11 protein-coding genes are annotated in these 17,665 nt (G+C 57.7%); 1 reads left to right on the top strand and 10 read right to left on the bottom strand.

What is annotated here, in order from left to right:
* Positions 1-389 precede the first annotated feature (389 nt).
* Complete coding sequence (locus tag ACR0I0_RS08445) at positions 390-2,174, top strand: ABC transporter ATP-binding protein (protein WP_171636480.1); 1,785 nt, start codon at positions 390-392, stop codon at positions 2,172-2,174.
* 353 nt (positions 2,175-2,527) lie between these two features.
* Here the strand turns inward: ACR0I0_RS08445 and ACR0I0_RS08440 are convergent, their stop codons facing one another.
* The 10 genes from ACR0I0_RS08440 to ACR0I0_RS08395 all read right to left on the bottom strand — a co-directional run bounded on the left by ACR0I0_RS08440 (position 2,528) and on the right by ACR0I0_RS08395 (position 17,616).
* The gene (locus tag ACR0I0_RS08440) at positions 2,528-3,481 is read right to left on the bottom strand and encodes an ABC transporter ATP-binding protein (RefSeq protein WP_480490955.1); all 954 of its coding nucleotides are present in this window, start codon (positions 3,479-3,481) and stop codon (positions 2,528-2,530) included.
* Complete coding sequence (locus tag ACR0I0_RS08435; protein ID WP_210093456.1) at positions 3,478-4,455, bottom strand: ABC transporter ATP-binding protein; 978 nt, start codon at positions 4,453-4,455, stop codon at positions 3,478-3,480. The genes ACR0I0_RS08440 and ACR0I0_RS08435 overlap by 4 nt, the downstream gene beginning before the upstream one ends.
* Before the next feature lie 4 nt (positions 4,456-4,459).
* Positions 4,460-5,362, bottom strand: coding sequence for an ABC transporter permease subunit (locus ACR0I0_RS08430; protein ID WP_152460560.1), 903 nt, complete (start codon positions 5,360-5,362; stop codon positions 4,460-4,462).
* A complete protein-coding gene (locus tag ACR0I0_RS08425; protein ID WP_480490954.1) occupies positions 5,362-6,369 on the bottom strand; it encodes an ABC transporter permease subunit in 1,008 nt (335 codons plus the stop codon). The genes ACR0I0_RS08430 and ACR0I0_RS08425 overlap by 1 nt, the downstream gene beginning before the upstream one ends.
* Positions 6,369-7,463, bottom strand: a complete 1,095-nt coding sequence (locus ACR0I0_RS08420) for a M24 family metallopeptidase (RefSeq protein ID WP_210093457.1) — start codon at positions 7,461-7,463, stop codon at positions 6,369-6,371. The genes ACR0I0_RS08425 and ACR0I0_RS08420 overlap by 1 nt, the downstream gene beginning before the upstream one ends.
* Positions 7,464-7,531: 68 nt before the next feature.
* Positions 7,532-9,115, bottom strand: a complete 1,584-nt coding sequence (locus ACR0I0_RS08415) for an ABC transporter substrate-binding protein (RefSeq protein WP_171724609.1) — start codon at positions 9,113-9,115, stop codon at positions 7,532-7,534.
* Between the two features lie 298 nt (positions 9,116-9,413).
* Positions 9,414-11,471 carry an adenylate/guanylate cyclase domain-containing protein gene (locus tag ACR0I0_RS08410; RefSeq protein WP_480490952.1) on the bottom strand — a complete coding sequence of 686 codons (2,058 nt, stop codon included), beginning with the start codon at positions 11,469-11,471 and terminating at the stop codon, positions 9,414-9,416.
* Between the two features lie 185 nt (positions 11,472-11,656).
* Complete coding sequence (locus ACR0I0_RS08405; RefSeq protein WP_480490950.1) at positions 11,657-13,633, bottom strand: DEAD/DEAH box helicase; 1,977 nt, start codon at positions 13,631-13,633, stop codon at positions 11,657-11,659.
* A 387-nt stretch (positions 13,634-14,020) separates the two neighbouring features.
* Positions 14,021-16,402, bottom strand: a complete 2,382-nt coding sequence (locus tag ACR0I0_RS08400; protein WP_480490948.1) for a 1-deoxy-D-xylulose-5-phosphate synthase N-terminal domain-containing protein — start codon at positions 16,400-16,402, stop codon at positions 14,021-14,023.
* A gap of 14 nt (positions 16,403-16,416) precedes the next feature.
* Positions 16,417-17,616, bottom strand: coding sequence for a methionine gamma-lyase (locus ACR0I0_RS08395; protein WP_480490946.1), 1,200 nt, complete (start codon positions 17,614-17,616; stop codon positions 16,417-16,419).
* Between the last annotated feature and the right edge of the window lie 49 nt (positions 17,617-17,665).

Below are 17,665 nucleotides of genomic sequence, written 5' to 3'. Positions count from 1 at the left end.
CCCCGGACAGGATCGGATACGATACTTGTGCCCGTTCCCTGTCTGGTTTTCGGATCAACACGTGTTCAATGTCCGGAAATACAGCCCTTTGTTAGCGGGTTCATGCCGGACATACGACTCGTTTGTGGCAAAAAAGCCCGTGTTTTACGGCGTTTTTTTGCGAATCCTGTCACGCCACCAACCCTGCCTGCGCCCGTACAAAGAGGCAAATCCCGGTTGTCCTTGCGCTTTCCAACTCTTGTCCGATCGTCAACCAGCCATTATTTAGCGGGCGTACAGCTCAGACAGTCGGGATGGGCCGCTCTGCCGCAGCTTGGCATCTGTCCTTTAGGCCCGACAAAATATAGGTTAACTGAGCGTGCGCACAGTTTCACGATTTGGAGAACGCAATGATAAAGCGCGCCTGGAACAAGTGGCGATCAGGCTATATGGGCCGCCTTGTAGGTGAAAGCTTTTACGCGCAAGGCAAGCTGTATGGTATTGCGGTTCTGGCAATGATTGCCGTGGCGGTCACCACGGCCGGCTCCGCATATATGATGGAATACATTGTCGATGCCATGACCAGCCCCGACTTGCAGGGTTGGGCACATGTAATTGCGTTGGGCGTTGTCCTCCTGTTTCTGGTCAAAGCGGTCGCATCCTATATTCAGGCTATTTACCTTGCCCGCGCAGGCAATCGGATCGTGGCGGAACAGCAGGACAAGGTTTACCGCAAACTGCTCAAACATGGGGTCGCGTTCTTTTCGACCAATGAATCGTCGGACCTTCTGATGCGCACCACCCATGGCGCGCAGGCAGCCAGAAACCTGATCGATGTGCTGGTCACCGGGTTCGTCCGCGACGCTCTGACTCTGGTCGGGCTGGTTGCTGTGATGGTGTATCAGCAGCCCGTTCTGTCCGTCTTGTTCTTTGTCGTGGGTCCGATTGCCCTGTTGGGTGTTCGCTATCTGCTGAAGAGCGTACGAACGATCATGCAGGCCGAATTCAAGTCACTGGCGGAAATCATTCGGGTGCTGCAAGAGACCTCGGCAGGGATCAAGGTCATCAAGGTCTTCTCGCTCGAAGACCGGATGATCAACCGCATGGACACCGCCATCCGGAAAGTTGAACAGCGGTCGAACGATATCGCCAAGTTGCAGTCCATTGCCAGCCCTCTTATGGAGTTTCTGGCCGGCCTCGCCGTGGCGGGTGTACTAGTGGTCAGCACGATGGGAATCGCAGGTACGGAACAACCCAGCGCTGGCCAGTTGATGTCCTTTATCACGGCGTTGCTGATGGCCTATGAACCTGCCAAGCGGCTGTCGAAAATGCGCGTTCAGATCGAAACCTGCATGGTTGGTATCAGCATGTTGTTCGGCCTGCTGGATCAGGACGACACGATGGTGGAAAGCCCCGAAGCCCATGACCTGATCGAAGGCCCCGGCCAGATAACGTTGCGCGATGTGACTTTCGGCTATCAAGGTGCCGTACCTGTGATCGAAGACATGAACGTCACGTTCGAGGCCGGCAAGACCACCGCGCTCGTCGGTCAGTCCGGCGGTGGCAAATCTACGATATTCGGGCTGATCATGCGGTTCTACGATCCCGATGAGGGCAGCGTCGAGATTGATGGCCAGGATCTGCGCGAGGTCAGCTTTGCGTCCCTGCGAAAAAAAATCTCTTATGTCGGTCAGGATACGTTTCTGTTTTCGACGTCGATCATGGACAATCTGCGCTGCTCGGCCCCTGACGCAACCGAGGAAGAGGTCATTGCCGCGGCCAAAGCCGCACATGCGCACGAGTTCATCATGGACCTGCCGGAAGGGTACGAAACGCAAGTCGGCGAAAACGGAACCTTCCTGTCAGGTGGTCAGAAACAGCGAATTGCGATCGCACGCGCAATACTGAGAAATTCCGAGATCCTGCTTTTGGACGAGGCCACAAGCGCGCTGGACGCTGAATCGGAATCGCTTGTCAAAAAGGCTCTGGACACCCTGACAAAGGATGTGACCGTCGTCGTCATTGCGCACCGACTTTCAACTGTTCTGGAAGCGGATAAGATTATCGTGGTTCAGGATGGCTCGATCGTGGAACAGGGCAATCTGGACGAGTTGATGAAAAAGAACGGAGCCTTCCGCAACCTGTTCGATCAGCAATTCAAAAAACACGAACCCTCGGCGGAAGTGGCAGAGTAGCCCCTGCATTCGGTCTGGCACATGCCTCCCTTCTCCGGGCAAGACCCGTCCGGAAGAGGGGCGGAGTATTCTTGTCACGCGCGTCCGTGCATCGAAGTCATCAGGCCCAAGCCGCCCAAGGGATATGGCCGCTCGGGCCGCACTTGGGGAAATAGACGGTCCTGTCTTACGTACGGGTTCGAAGATGGCGGTCTCGACGATAGCGACACAAACATGTGGCATGGTCGCCCACGCCGGCGCGCCGTTCCTGCCAGCGCCTGGGCACGGAGGTTCTCCGACAAGAAGTCAACGTCGCTTTTCTTGAGGCCGCCCTGTTTGCCACCGTCTCACACCAACGTAAAAACCTACTTGCATTACAAGGGGTACAGACACGCGACCTGATGCGTTTCTCCGGCCAGTTCAGGCAATGTTGCCCTGCACTGATCGGTTGCCAGCCAACATCTTTGCGCAAAGGCGCAACCTTTTGGAATATTCATTGGCGACGGCAGTTCGCCCTCAAGCTTGATCCGTTCTTTTCGGGCCATAGGGTCGGCTCGGGGCGTCGTGGACAGCAACGCCTTGGAATAGGGGTGGCGCGGCGCGGCGAACAGCTGTTCTTTGGGCGCCTTTTCAACAGCGCGCCCCAGATACATCACGATCACGTCGTCTGCAAAATGTCGAACCACGGAAAGATCGTGCGAAATAAACAGATAGGCGAGGTCAAGCCGTTCCTGCAAATCCACAAGCAGGTTCAGGATCTGCGACTGGATCGAGAGGTCGAGTGCCGAAACCGGCTCATCCAGAACCAGGACCCTGGGATTCAACATGAGCGCGCGTGCAATGGCGATACGCTGACGCTGCCCGCCAGAGAACATATGTGGATAGCGATCATAATGTTCGGGGCGCAATCCCACCATCTCGATCATGTCGCGCGCTTGTGTCTCGCGGTCTGCGGCGGACATGTCCGGGCGATTGATGATCAGCGGTTCCTGCAAGATCTGGCCGATGCGTTGACGTGGATTCAGCGATCCATACGGATCCTGGAACACGATTTGCACCGTTTCCCGCATCTTGCTCCACCGCGACGGGGTAATGTCGACACCATCAATCGTCAGCCTGCCCGACGTCGGCTCTTCAATCATCGTGACCAATCGCGCCAATGTTGACTTGCCACAGCCGGACTCTCCGACGATGGCCAGAGTCTTTCCCGGTTTCAGTTCGAAATCCACCCCAGAAAGGGCCTTTACCGTCGCTGACTTGGACAGCAACCCGCCCTTCACCGTGTAAAACCGGGTCAGATCTTTCGCCTGAACGATGGGGTCGGTCATGCCAATTCTCCGGCCGCAATTTTTTCTACGTGGTGACAACGCGCCTTGCCGAAGGCGTCGGCATGGGGGGTCGGCGGTATTTCAGCGCAAGTTGCATCAGCAAACCGGCATCGGGGGCTGAACAAGCACCCTGCGGGGCGATCGAATTGACCCGGCACAACGCCGGGAATCGTCGGGAGGATCTTGGAGGTCGCGCGCTCGGGCAAGGCGCTCAGCAGGGCCGATGTATAGGGATGACGCGGCGTGCGGAACAAATCACGCACGGGCTGCTCTTCGACTTTTTGTCCGGCATATTGCACCTGAACCCGTTCGGCGGTTTCGGCCACCACCCCCATATCATGAGTGATCAGCACAAGGCCCATATCGTGCTCGTCCCGCAACCGAACCAGCAGGTCGAGTATCTGCGCTTGAATGGTGACATCCAGCGCAGTGGTCGGTTCGTCCGCAATCAGCAGCTTGGGCTTGCAGGCGATGGCCATCGCGATCATGACGCGCTGGTTCATGCCCCCTGACATCTGATGTGGAAAGGTGGTCAGACGGCTTTCCGGGGCCGGGATGCCGACCTGGTCAAACAGCTCAATCGCGCGCTGGTGGCGGTCCTTGCGGTTCAAACCTAGATGGATGCGCAGGGCCTCTTTGATCTGGAATCCCACCGTGAAACAGGGGTTCAGCGACGACATCGGCTCCTGAAAGATCATTGCCATGTCCTTGCCGATGATCTTGCGGCGATCGCGGGCCGAAAGACCGGCCAGATCCAGCCCCTCAAAACGCATCTCGTCAGCGGTGATCGTCGCGGTCCAGGGCAACAACCCCATCAGCGCCAGCATCGACACCGACTTGCCCGAGCCGCTTTCGCCGACGATGGCCATCAGCTCGCCCCTGTCGACCGACAGATCGACACCGTCCACGGCGCGGAACTTGCCCGAGGCCGTGGCGAATTCAACAGTCAGGTTGCGGATCTGCAAAAGCCTCATGCGATCAGCTCCGTTTCAGTTTCGGGTCAAGCGCATCACGCAGGCCATCACCCATCAGGTTGATGGCAAGAACGGTGACAAGAATCGCCAGACCGGGGAAAGTAACCACCCACCAGGCGCGCAGTATGAATTCGCGCGCTTCGGCCAGCATGGTACCCCATTCCGGAGTGGGCGGCTGAGCGCCCATGCCCAGAAAGCCCAAGGCAGCTGCATCCAGAATTGCTGTCGAAAAGGACAACGCCGCCTGGACGATGATCGGAGCCAGACAATTGGGCAGCACGGTGATGAACATCAACCGTGACCTGCCAGCGCCTGCCACGCGCGCCGACGTGACATAATCCTTCTGACGTTCCGCCAGAACCGACGCGCGGGTCAGGCGCACATAGTGGGGTTGGAAAACGATGGCGATGGCAATCATCGCGTTGGTCAGCGACGGGCCAAGGATGGCCACCAGCACCAGTGCCAACAGCAGCGACGGAAAGGCCAGAACGATATCCATCACCCGCATGATCAGCGTATCAACCCATTTGGGGGCAAAGCCCGACAGCAGGCCAATCATCACGCCGCCCGACACCGCCACACAGACGACGACGATTCCAACAAAGAAGGAATAGCGCGAGCCCATGATCAGGCGCGACAGCATGTCCCGACCCAGCGGATCGGTACCCAACGGGAAAGCCCAGCTTCCGCCCTCCTGCCAAGCAGGCGGTTGCAGGATATGATCGCGGAACTGTTCGGTTGGGTCATAGGGGGCCAGAAGGGGCGCAAAAGCTGCACAAAACACAAAGGCTGCAAAAACCCAAAGCCCGATGACAGCGCCGCGGTTTTCGCTGAAGTAGTACCAGAACTCTCGCAGGGCGCTGGGGCGGTCTTCCGTTCTGGGCGGGGTTGAAGATAGTTCGGCCATCACCGCCTCCGAATTTTGGGGTTGATGATGCCATAAAGAACATCGACCAGCAGGTTCACCAGCATCACGATCACCGCGATCATCAGCAATCCGCCCTGAACAACCGGGTAGTCACGGCGAAAGATGCTGTCGACCATCCACTTTCCTATGCCCGGCCAACTGAAGATGGTTTCGGTCAGGATGGCCCCCGCCAGCAACGTGCCCACCGACAGGCCGATCACCGTAACAACCGGAATCAAAGCGTTTCGCAGCGCGTGCAATCCATTGATCCGCGAAGGTGACAAACCCTTGGCGCGCGCGGTGCGGATGTAATCTTCGCCCAGAACTTCCAGCATCGCCGACCGGGTCTGGCGTGCGATAACCGCCAGCGGAATCGTTCCCAGCACAATCGTCGGCAGGATCAGATGGCGCACGGCGGATCCGAATGCTCCTTCCTGACCCGACACGAGGCTGTCGATCAGCATAAAGCCCGTGACGCTGGGAAAATAATACAACAGGTCGATGCGGCCCGAGACCGGCGTCCAGCCCAGATTGCCCGAGAAAATGATGATCAACAGCAGCGCCCACCAGAAGATGGGCATCGAGTACCCGACCAGCGCCGAGGACATCAGCGCCCGGTCAAAGAACTTCCCTCGGTTCACCGCCGCGATCACACCTGCGGGCAGACCCAGCGCAACGGCAAAGATCATGGCGCACAGGGACAACTCCAGCGTTGCGGGGAACAGCGAAAAGAACTCATCCCATACGGGTTTCCTGGTGACAAAGCTTTCGCCCAGATCACCTTGAAGCACTCCGGTGAGGTAATCCCAATACTGCTGCAACACCGGCTTGTCGAAACCCAGCTTTTCGACCATTTCCTGATAACGTTCTTCCGTCATGCCGCGTTCCCCGGCCATCACGATGATCGGATCGCCGGGCAGCACCCGGATGAACATGAACGAAATCAACGTCACGCCCAGAAATGTCGGAACAAACAGGCCAAGACGGGTAAGGAAATAGCCAAGCATCAGCGACCTATGATTGTAAGTTCTTTGGGAAAGCAGGTCAGTGACCGACAGCCATCCCCGGTGACGAGAACGTCATCTTCTATGCGAACGCCGAACTTGTCCAATGCATACAGACCGGGTTCGTTGGTCCAGACCATGCCCGGCAGGATTTTCTGGCTGTTGCCGCGCATGATATACGGCGCCTCATGCACATCCCGGCCCAGACCGTGACCTGTCTTGGTCCGGATACGATCGGCAAAGGGCGAGGCCTCAAGCACGCCTGTGACGGCGTCGTCGATGTCATGCGCTGTCACGCCGGGGCGGCAGGCTTCGAACCCGGCTTTGTTGGCGCGCAAAACCGTGTCGTAGACATCCCGGCCTTCGTCCGGGACGTCCTGAACGAAAAAAGTTCGCGTGATGTCGGCCGCAAAACCATGTTTTCGAGCGCCAAAGTCGAACAGCAAGGCATCGCCTGCTTTGATCCGGTAGTCGGCGCGCGCCTTTCCGTGCGGTCGTGCCGAGTTGTCCCCCGCAGCCACGATGGGGGAAAAGGCCAACGACTCGGCGCCTTCCGCAAAAAGCGCCTGTATCAGCGCCTGCTCGATCTGTTTTTCGGTCTGACCTGCACGAACACCTGCAATCACACGCTCCAACGCGCGTTCCGAAATATCGATGGCCGCTTGCAGCGCGGCGATATCTTCTTCGGTTTTGATGATGCGAAGGCCTGAGATTTCGCGCTCGCCGTCCACAATCCGCAGATCCGGAATTGCGCGGGTAAACGCGTCTGACACGAAAAACCGCATCACCTGACCTTCGACGGCCAACGATCTGATAGGACTATGCGCTGCCAGCGCGGAAAATGCGCGGTCATAGCCGGTCTGATCGCGCCAGTCGAATACGGCACCCTCAAATCCAACCAGATCCCATGAGGCGAGTTCCAGATTGGGCACGATCGCCGCCGGATCACCCATGGCCGGAATCACCACGACAAAAGGGCGCTCGTGGCTCATGAAGGATTTGCCCAATGCGCGGGTGAAATTTGGACCCGGCACCAGGGCCACTGCGTCCACTGACATATCCATTGCCAATTGGCGGTATTCGGACAAATCCGGCATTCTGCCCGACCTCCTCAATAAGAAAGCCGGAGCCACCAATCAGGTGGCTCCGGTTTGTGAGTGGTGGTTTATTCGACGCTCACACCATAGAAGATGTGACCGCCCAGAGGGTGCACCTTATAGCCTTGCACCTTGTTGCTCATGGGCATGTAAACGACCGAATGCGCGATGGTTGCCCACGGAGCCTGCTCTTTGAACACAACCTGCGCTTCTTCATACAGTTTGGTCCGCTCGGCCTGATCCGTGCTTTGCTTGGCCTTCAGGATCAGGTCTTCGAATGGCTGATGGCACCATTGCGCCCGGTTGGATGCTTCGACCCCGTCACAGCCCAGCAAAACCGCCAGGAAGTTATCCGGGTCGCCATTGTCCCCGGTCCAGCCCAGCAGAACGGCACCGTCCCGGTTCAGTTCTTTCGAGCGGGACAGGTATTCACCCCATTCGTACGAGACGATTTCGACGCCCACACCGATCTTGGCGAAATCCGCCTGGATCAATTCGGCCATGCGACGGGCATTGGGGTTGTAGGGGCGCTGGACGGGCATGGCCCAGATTTTCATCGACAGGTCCGAAACACCTTCGGCCTCAAGCATCGCCTTGGCCGCTTCGGGATCATAGGGATCGTCCACGATGGCGTCGTTGTAGCCCCACATGGTAGGCGGGATCGGGTTCTTGGCCACCTGGCCCGAGCCCTGGAAGACCACGTCGATGATCGCCTGCTTGTCGATCGCCATGTTCAGCGCTTTGCGCACCTTCGGATTGTCGAATGGCGCCATGGTGGTGTTGTAGGCCAGATAACCAACGTTCAGGCCCTCTTGTTCCAGCATGTTGATGTCCGGATCATCCTTCATTGCCTGAATGTCGGCAGGGTTCGGATAGGGCATCACATGACATTCGCCTGCTTTCAGCTTTTGATAGCGCACAGACGCATCCGGCGTGATGGCAAAGATCAGGTTTTCGACCTGCGCCGGGTCGTTCCAATACGCATCATTGGCCGCGTAACGGATCACCGCGTCTTTTTGATATGCCACGAACGAGAAAGGTCCGGTGCCGATGGGTGCCGTATTCAGTTTTTCCGGCGTACCGGCTTCCATCATTGCCGCAGCGTATTCCGCCGACACGATTGAGGCAAAGTCCATCGCCATATTGGCGACAAACGGTGCTTCGGGCTTGGACAGGGTAAATTTCACCGTGTAGTCGTCGATCTTTTCGATGGACTCGACCAGATCAGGCATCCCCATACCCTGGAAATATTCCCAGGTTCCTCCTGACACTTGATGATAAGGGTGGTTTTCGTCTTTCTGACGCATGAAGGAGAAAATCACGTCATCCGCGTTGAAATCGCGGGTCGGCGTGAACGCGTCATTCGAGTGGAACTTGACGCCCTGGCGCAGCTTGAAAGTGTATTCCAGACCATCATCGCTAGCCTCGACACTTTCGGCCAGGCCGGGGACCACATTGGTCGTGCCCGTTTCAAATTCAAGCAACCGATTGTAGATCGGATGTGAAGACGCATCAAAGGTCGTCCCCGCGGTGTACAGCGCAGGATCGAACCCTTCAGGCGATCCTTCGGAACAATATACAAGTGTATTTGCCTGCGCCACGGCGCCCGTCAGGGCGATCGCAGTGGTTGCGGCCAGAAGTTTGAGGTTCATGATTTTCTCCCAGAAAAGGACTTTGAAAGACAATCGCATGGCTCTTTGTCGCCAGAGCATTCAGTGACAGCACAGGTCGTCGCGATCCCTCTGCCTAATGTATCCAAAATACAATATCTAATGTCAACAGTGTCTTTCTGCCGAAATCTTTGAGGAGTCTTTCTACCGTTGCACCCTGATTTCCGGATCTCATTCTCATCTTCGCTGCGAAATCGATACGACGACCCGAAACCCTCTCCCGTGCACTCAGACCTTTCTGTTAATGGGTGCTGTTAGCATGCGCTCATTGCCTGCACTCTCACGTCTTGTTCGTATGCGTAACCGCGCGCCAATCCCCCGAGGGAGGGTTGGTCAAAAGCTTGTTTGCGCGCAGCTTCATGGCGACGGACACAGGGTCCCCGCCCCGCGTTTTGTCCGCGGCCTCAAACGCAGCTATCGCCTGCTCGAACCGGCCGGAACGATAATGCGCAAGACCTTGTTCGTAGGTCTCGATCCAATCAAGGGATCCTTCAAAACCGTCGGCCATCGCAATCAGCTCATAGACCACCAGCTCCTCGGTCCGGCCAAAGACCGCGAGCGTGTCCAGCTCTCGGACGACAATTGCATCGGCGGCTTCGTGCCGGGTCTCGGGACCGATCAGAATGCGCGTACCATACTCCTTGTTGGCCCCTTCCAATCGGCTGGCCACATTCACGACGTCACCGATCGCCGTGTAGTTCAACCGCTGCTCTGACCCAATGTTGCCAACCAGTGCTTCACCGCTGTTCAACCCGATCCTGACACGCAGGGAATTTCCGGCCTCGTCTTTGATGCCCGCATCTTCCACGGTCGCGACAAGATCCAGCGCCGCGCGGCAGGCATTTTCGGCATGGAGAGCATCCTTGCGCGGTGCCCCCCAGATCGCCATGACCGCGTCACCCATGAATTTGTCGATCGTCCCGTCATGGCGCGCGACGGCAGCTGCGGCCGCAGAGAAAAAGGGCTCCATCAACTGGATGATTTTGGGGCCGAGTTTTTCCGACAACCCGGTGAATCCGGTCACATCGCAAAACAATACGGATATCTGCTTCATGTCGCCACCGGGCTGCGTTTTGATGCCTTCAGCGACCAGCATTTTCACAAGATCGGTCGGCACGTATTTTCTGAACGCGGACAATCCTGCTGCCATGCTGGCCGTTGCCGCAGACAGATTGGCAAGCTCGGAAAGGTTTGAAGGCCGGCGTGGAATGCGTTCGACGTCGAAGCGTTCGATCTTGCTCAGATCCTCGGCAATGCGCGCCAAAGGATTGGCTACAATTCGACGGATCAACCAGATCGCCAGAGCGGTTGAGACGATCACGACCCCGATCAGGATATAGATCAGGTCTATCAAGGTTGCATTGATACCCGACAAAAACGCCGCCTCCGGAATGACCGTAGCGACGCGCCACCCGTAAAAACCCAAAGGTGTCAGGGCCACCGCATAGGGGACGCCGTCGATCACCACGCGCTTCGTCGAACTGCCCGCTGTCTTGCCATCCGGATCGCCCAACAGTTTTTCCCCCGAGATCTTGGCAACCTCGTACAGTTCACCCTCGCCCATGCGCGCCGGTGTAACTTCGTCCGCTTTTGCGTCGGGAACGGCAATTACTTTGCCATCAGCATCCAGAATAAAGGCAGCTCCAAATTCGCCGGGCTCGAGCGTCGCCAGAAAGCGTGACAAACGGTCGGTTTCTATTGCGACCGCAAGGACACCCTGCCGTGCCCGGTTGACATCGATCGGCCCCGCAAATGCGTATACGGTCTTGTCACTGCCCGGAAGATCGCGCGCTTCGATCCATCCCATCGTGTCCAGGGACATGAAATTGTTGAACCAGGCATGATCGCGAGGATCATAAGAGGTCGGAACAAAGGTCCTTTCTTCGAACTGAATATCCCCGGGAACAAAAATGTATCGATCGGTCCGCAGGTTCCGGTCGCGGATGGCCTTGTCTATCTCGATCATCTCAAGCCCGCTGTCGCCCAACCGATGCGACGCGAAAAAATTGCCGTCCGGCCAACCGAAGAAAATCCAGGAAATATTCGGCTGCGCCTGCAACTGAGACAGAAACACGAACTCTCGTTTATCGGCCTGCCGTGTTGCGATGACATTCTGTACAAAAATCGTGCGCACCGCCGACCATGCGGCTTCGGCGGATCTGAGGGTTGCCCCGACTTCGATACGGACCGCGTTTGCAATCTGGCTGTTGATCTCAGCGGCAAGCATGCGGCTGTTGTCACGCGCGGTCGTCCACCACAGCGAATGAACAACAAAGGTCGACACGCCGATGGATACGGCGATCAGCATAGATACAGCAATGCCGACACTGAACCGCATGAAAACCCCGAAAAGAATGTCCTGTACCACAGTATTCGGTTGAGATGGCAAGAAGAGCAAAGCTTAGTTTGCTCCAACCCCTAAAAATCACGCAACTGTTAAGCACATGTGTATGCCGGGACCGAAATCAACAGCACCTGGTCACTTGCCAATGGCCAGAGGACAAACCTTGTCCGTGGCGGAAATCAACTGCCCTTGGGTCCGGGTTTGCGACGTTTTGGAACTGCGTTGCCACCCTTGGCGGATTTGACGGCCGCCGCGCGTGCACGATTCTTCTTGCTGTTTGGCTTGCCCTTCGGCGGCGGCGGACCTTTCGGCGCGTCTCCGGCTTGTTTGGAACGACCCCTCTTTTGCTCGACGCTGTCGGGCTTGCGCTTTTTAGGTTTTGCGCCCGAAGCCCTGAACTGGCTTTTTGCGTCGTCATCCGACGCTCGGCGGGTTTCGGTCGCGGGCACGGTCTGGGCAGGCTGAGCCTCGGGCTTGGATTGGCGGCGGTGGGCTTTCCGCTCAGCCGGAGAGTTTTCCTTTTTGTGTCCCGTAGGTCTGCCTTTGAACTTACTTTTGAGACCGGACCGACCGGTTGACGACAGATCCGGTGCTTTATCCAACCGCACAAGGTCTTTGGTTTCTTCGATTTTCATCTCTGGACCAATGGCGGTCAGAAAGCGGTCGACACTGGCTTCACTGATTTCGAAATAAGTTACGTCCTCGGCAATCCGAATGGCACCGATGTCGTCTTTTGTCAGATCGCCCGCCTTGCAGATCATCGGCAGCATATGACGGGGGGACGCATTCTGATTGCGCCCTTCGGACAATGAAAACCAGACGCCGGGCCCAAAGGATGCCCGTGGTCTTGGGGTGGTCTGATCGACCGCCGACAGCTCTTCCGGGGCGGAATGGCGCAGTTTGTATTGCCTGAGGTAAGCGGCCGCGATTTGTTCGGGCGTGAAGCGAGCAATCAGTTTTTCAACAGACGGCCGTTCGCTTTCCGTAATCTCTACCTGCCAGTCCTCTGATGCCAGCATCCGAACCTGATCACGCTCGTTCACCTCGTCGGCAGACGGGGCCGATCCCCATTCTGCTGTCAGCTTGGCAAATTTCAGAATGCGCTCTGCCTTTTTTCGCGATGATGGCGCGACGATCAGGGCGCTGACGCCCTTGCGCCCGGCGCGACCTGTGCGGCCAGACCGGTGCAGCAGTGTTTCATGGCTGTTGGGCAGTTCGGCATGGACCACCAGATCAAGGTTGGGCAGATCGATGCCGCGGGCCGCAACATCGGTTGCGACACAGACCCGGGCCCGTCCATCACGCATGGCCTGCAACGCGTTGGATCGTTCGCTCTGGGTCAGCTCACCGGACAGGGCCACGACAGAAAACCCCCGGTTCGACAGGCGAGCGGTCAGGCGCGAAACCATTGCTCGGGTGTTGCAGAAAACGATGGCATTGGGGGCCTCGTAATATCGCAGCACATTGATTATCGCGTTTTCACCATCACGCGGCGCCACCGTCATGGCCCGATACTCGATATCCGCGTGCTGGGTCTGTTCGCCGACCGTGCTCACACGTACCGCGTCGCGCTGATACCGCTTGGCCAGATTGGCAATTGCGCGTGGCACAGTGGCAGAAAACAACAAGGTCTGACGATCTGCGGGTGTTTCATCAAGGATGAACTCAAGATCCTCGCGGAACCCCAGATCCAGCATTTCGTCCGCTTCGTCCAGGACAACCGCTCGGATAGCTGTCAGATCGATTGACCCTCGATTGATATGATCGCGAAGTCGTCCCGGAGTGGCCACAACGATATGGGCGCCTCGGGCCAACGCGCGACGTTCATCCCGAATGTCCATGCCCCCAACGCACGAGGCCAGAAACGCTCCCGCTCCGGAATACAACCAACCAAGTTCCCGTTTCACCTGAAGTGCCAGCTCGCGGGTCGGTGCGACAACCAGCGCCAACGGCGCTTCGGGTTTGCCGAGCGTTTCTTCATCGCCCAGCACCCTGTGTGCTATCGCCAGACCAAACCCAATGGTCTTCCCTGATCCGGTCTGGGCCGAAACCAACATGTCGCGCCCTTCCAGTTCGGGCTGGGTGACGGCTCGCTGAACTTGGGTCAATGTATCATAGCCCTTGCGCGCTAGCGCATCTGCAATGGTTTGTTTCACGGTGGTGGTTCTTTGTATCGGCCAGGTGATAGGCGCTGTGCGGAATTGCGATCAGCGGATCATCCAAGGGTAAAGACAGCCCCTTACCGGCTGCCATCCCGGTTGTATAGACGGGAAAACGGGCATTTTCGCCGAAAAGCTTCCAATAAGGGAACACCCTGACAGGTCAGACCCTGACGCAACCGCCAGGGCCGGGCCGCGTCAAGCCTGGGTCAACGCGGGTACGCAATTCGACATCTTGCTGGCAGATGCCTGCCGTTGGGCGTCGGAGAAACGCACCGGACACACACAATCGTGCCGATCATTTCGATGACATGACCGTCGTCGATGCGACATGGGTCAAACAAGAGCCCGAGCGGGTTCGTTCCTGATCTTGTTGGCCCGATCTCAAGCCCCTGTTGCCCTAAGAAGTACTCTGCCACGGGTCAAACCATTCACTTTTTCGATGATGGCATCGGCATCAATGCAGTGGTGGCGATAGAGATCACCGATCGTTCCTGTCTGGCCAAAATGTTCGACCCCCATCGGAATGGTCTGATGACCGCGCACAGCGCCCAGCCACGACAATGTTGCAGGATGCCCATCAATCACGGTGACCAGATTGCAATGCGCCGGCAGGCCAGACATCAGGGCCTCGATGTGGGAAAGTGCGGCGGGGTTGCCCCGCGACCGCACGCGTTGTGCAGCCGTCCAACCGGCATTCAGCCGATCCGCGGACGTCACGGCCAGAACGCCGATATCGCGACGGCCCTCGCCGATGATACCGGCGGCCCTGATTGCCTCGGGCGCGACGGCACCTTGATAGGCGATTACAACTTCGCAATTGGGCCCCGGTTTTCGCAACCAATAGGCCCCATCGATGGCACCTTGGCGGAACTCATCGTCGACACGCTTTCCAGGCTGTTCAATCGGGTTGGTCGTCAGACGCAGATAGACGGAACCGCCGGTTTCATCGCGCAGCCATGTGCGCTCGTCCGGTTGCCCTTCACCGTCGCGTTGCAGATAGTCGAAGGCCCATTCCATGATCACCGCCAGTTCATCAGCAAAGGCGGGTTCGAATGCGGCCAGCCCGTCCTGGCTCATGCCGATCAGGGGGGTACCAACGGATTGATGCGCTCCGCCTTCAGGTGCCAGTGTCACGCCCGATGGCGTACCGACGAGAATAAAGCGTGCATCCTGATAACAGGCATAGTTTAGCGCATCGAGGCCGCGACTGACAAAGGGGTCATAGACGGTGCCGATCGGGATCAACCGTTTGCCAAACAGGGAATGCGACAGACCCGCCGCTCCCAGAAGTAGCATCAGGTTCATTTCGGCGATACCAAGCTCGATATGCTGCCCTTCCGGAGTGAACTCCCATTTCGCCGTCGAAGGGATCCGATGTTCTATGAAGGCATCGGCTTGCATGGATCGGGCAAACAGCTTGCGCCTGTTAACCCAAGGCCCCAGGTTCGTCGTGCCGGTGACATCCGGAGAGGTTGTCACGATGCGTTCGGTCAACGGGCCATCACCTTTTGACAGATCGTCAAGGATCTTGCCAAACGCCATCTGGGTCGAGATTTCACGGCTGGTGTCGACCTCGATCCGTGGCACGTCCAGCTTGTCATCGAAATAGCGGCGCGGACCCTTGGCAAAGAACGGTGCCTTTGCCAGAAAATCCTTGAATGCGGCTGGGTCCTGCACTGTCGCAAGCGGCTCCCATTCCTCGCCCTTCGGCACGCCCATATGCGACTGCCACGCGGCGAACTGGCTGTTGTTCATCAGCCCGCCGTGATTGTCCTTGTGACCTGCGATGGGGGTGCCCCACCCTTTGACGGTGTAGGCCAGGAAACAGGTCGGGCGATCATGATCGATGGCGGCAAATGTCCGGGCCATGGTCTCGACGCAATTGCCGCCAAGGTTTTCCATCAGGGCAGCCAGCTCTGCATCCGTCCGCCGTTCGATCAGGGCGGTCACATCCCCCTGATCCCCCAGATCGTCCATGAGACGCTGCCGCCAGACTGCGCCACCCATGAAGGTCAAAGCCGAATATTCCTGATTGGGGCACGCATCGATCCAGTCGCGCAGGCGATCGCCACCCGGTTCTTCAAAGGCCGCGCGTTGCAGAACCCCATATTTCACGCGCACGACATCCCAACCGAACGCATCGAAGATCTTTTCAATCCGTTCGAACAGCCCTTCGCGGACGATGCCATCCAGGGATTGCCGGTTGTAGTCAACGATCCACCACGTATTGCGCAGGTCATTCTTCCAGCCTTCCTGCAAAGCCTCGTACACATTGCCTTCGTCCAGTTCTGCGTCGCCTACAAGGGCCACCATCCGCCCCATCGGAGCATCCGAGCCCCAGCACTTGGCCTTGATGTAATCCTGAATGATCGAAGCAAACGAGGTGATCGCGACACCCAAACCCACAGACCCGGTAGAAAAATCGACGTCGTCGATATCCTTGGTCCGGCTGGGATAGCTTTGCACACCGCCAAAACCACGGAAGTTTTCCATCTTCTCGCGCGTTTGATTGCCCATGAGATACTGCATCGCATGGAAAATCGGCGAGGCATGGGGTTTGACCGCCACCCGGTCTTCAGGGCGCAGGGCCGAAAAATAGAGCGCGGTCATGATCGACACCATCGAAGCAGACGACGCTTGATGGCCACCAACCTTGATCCCATCCACCTTTGGTCGGATCTGGTTGGCATTGTGGATCATCCAATGCGACAACCATAGCAGACGTTGTTCAACGATCTTCAACTGAGTGGGATCAATTTGCATGGCGGTCTCCGGGTTCAGGCGGCGCTGCGGGCAGGATACGGCAAAGCTTGCTCCAGGTCTGCGAGGATATCTTCGACATCCTCAAGCCCGACGGACAAACGGATCAAACCATCGCTGATCCCATGCGCGGCCCGTTCTTCCGGGGTATAGGTCGAATGCGTCATGGATGCAGGGTGCTGGATCAGCGTTTCGGCATCGCCCAAGGACACCGCGCGCTGGATCATGTTCAGGCGGTTCATGAATTCGATCCCACCGGACAGGCCGGACTTGATCTCGAACGCGATCATGGCGCCGGGTTGGGACATTTGCCGCTGCGCGACATCATGCTGGGCAAAGCTTTTCAGCCCGGGAAAATAAACCTCACCGACGGCGGGGTGCGCCTCGAGGAAATCAGCGACGACCTTGGCTGACGCGCAATGACGATCCAGACGCAGGTTCAGTGTTTTTAGACCACGCAGGATCAGCATCGCGTTGAAAGGGGCCATGACCGCACCGGTCATATCCTTCATTCCGACCAGGCGGATTTCGGCGATCTGTTCGGCGGTGCCGACAACCAGACCAGCGACCACGTCGCCATGCCCACCGAGATATTTGGTGGCAGAATGCAGAACGATATCCGCCCCGTGCTCGATCGGGCGGGTCAGATAGGGGCTGGCATAGGTGTTGTCGACGACAGCCGTTGCACCGACCGAATGCGCAATTTCGGCGCTGGCGGCGATGTCCACCAAGCGCATGTTCGGATTGGCCGGAGTTTCGAAATAGACAACGCGGGTTTTGTCAGAAACGGCAGCTTTCAGGTTCTCTGGGTCTGTCATGTCGACATGGGTGATCGTGACCCCCCATTTTGCCAGACCGTGGCGCATGAAGGCGAAGGTGCAGCCATAGAGCGTTTTGTCCACGATGACTTCGTCCCCCGGCGACAGCAGGGTCCAAAGCACTGCCGTGATCGCCCCCATGCCGCTGGAAAGGGCCAGTCCGGCCTCGGCCCCTTCAAGCACCGCAATGCGTTGTTCCAGAAGTTCACATGTGGGGTTCGAAATACGGCTGTAGATATGACCTGCGCGTTCACCGGCGAACATCTCTCCACCAGCCTCTGCGGTTTCAAAGGTAAACGTGGACGTCAAATGCAGCGGTGGGGTAAGGGCGCCGTCATTTTCCAGAGGGTTGTAAGCGTGGTGAATGGCGCGGGTGGCAAATCCGGTTGAACGAGTCATTGCAAGCTCCTGTTTCAAGCTGACGCCAGTTTGCACCTTTACTTTGGGC

The organism is Ruegeria sp. AG6, assembly GCF_056541565.1.
The sequence above is the reverse complement of the archived record's forward strand: the minus strand, read 5'-3'. Positions and strand labels throughout refer to the sequence as shown.